The 1,007-nt window shown below is 42.5% G+C and carries 2 protein-coding genes and 1 pseudogene; all 3 read right to left on the bottom strand.

Going from position 1 to position 1,007, the window contains the following annotated elements; genetic code table 11:
* Window positions 1-298: pseudogene (locus HCUR_RS00550) on the bottom strand (ribulose-phosphate 3-epimerase); the annotation flags it as partial.
* Window positions 282-767 carry an RpiB/LacA/LacB family sugar-phosphate isomerase gene (locus HCUR_RS00545; RefSeq protein ID WP_207760834.1) on the bottom strand — a complete coding sequence of 162 codons (486 nt, stop codon included), beginning with the start codon at window positions 765-767 and terminating at the stop codon, window positions 282-284. The gene HCUR_RS00545 and the pseudogene HCUR_RS00550, both read right to left, overlap by 17 nt.
* Window positions 767-1,007: hypothetical protein (locus HCUR_RS08955; protein WP_207760833.1), on the bottom strand; the 241-nt coding region annotated here is incomplete at its 5' end. The genes HCUR_RS00545 and HCUR_RS08955, both read right to left, overlap by 1 nt.

The raw sequence follows: 1,007 nt of genomic DNA, 5'->3' as shown, positions 1-1,007 counted from the left end.
GGGGATGAAAAGTAAGACTCTGAATGGGGAGTGTGGTAAAAAGAGGAATAATGTTATCGCTGGGGTTTGCCATAATATGTACGTCAAACCACATCTCTGGAAGCATAGATCTTGCCTGTTTAATCACACAGGGTCCTAGTGTGAGATTGGGAACATAGTGCCCATCCATAATATCCCAATGAAATCCATCTACATAAGGACACATATTCTGAAGTTCTTCCCCAAGGCGTAAGAGATTTGCAGACAAAACGGACGCATAAACTTTCCAACGATTTATCTCTTTATGCGCTAAGTCCATAAGCTATTCCTCCGCCGGGCATGCGATCCAACATACAGACCCTTTCCTCATGACGACCTTGAGAAAATGGTGTCGTTAAAAATTTCCAAAGACACAGAAGCGCTTCTTCAAGGGTTCCAGTTCTGCCTCCTAAAACTAGAACATTTGCGTTGTTATGTTGACGAGCAAGCATCGCATCGGATTCATTTCTACAAAGCGCTGCACGAATTCCGATATATCTGTTAGCGGCGATACTCATTCCGATACCACTTCCACACACTAAAAGGCCCCAAGTGTTTTGGCTCAAAACCGTTCCCACTACCCAAGGCACTACCGATGGGTAAGGAATAGAAGCACCATGAAATTTTTTTTTTTGTTGAGGGCATGATACCGAGTACCCCTTTACGTTTACATGTTCTATTATTGCATGGGATAAATCTTCTCCAGCGTGATCAAATCCCACACATACCTGTGTTATGTGGATGTTCATTATAATATTCCTTGAGAAGAAGAGGTTGATATCCCTTCTTTATGAAGGTTTATTTTAGTAGCGTCCGTCTTTTTACTTATAGTACGAAGTGTCTTATATACTCTTTTAGTCTTTACTGCAGGCTCTTCGGTCTTAGATGCCGCTCTAGTCTTTACTGCAGGCTCTTCGGTCTTAGATGCCGCTCTAGTCTTTACTGCAGAACCTTCAGTCTTAGATGCCGCTCTAGTCTTTACTGCAGAA

Source organism: Holospora curviuscula, assembly GCF_002930195.1.
Classification (GTDB): domain Bacteria; phylum Pseudomonadota; class Alphaproteobacteria; order Holosporales; family Holosporaceae; genus Holospora; species Holospora curviuscula.
Note: the sequence above shows the minus strand (reverse complement) of the source record. Positions and strands in the feature narration are given on the sequence as shown.

Coding starts and splice junctions, on each gene's coding strand:
- HCUR_RS00545 (WP_207760834.1), bottom strand. CDS start 767: ATGAACATCCACATAACACAGGTATGTGTGGGATTTGATCACGCTGGA.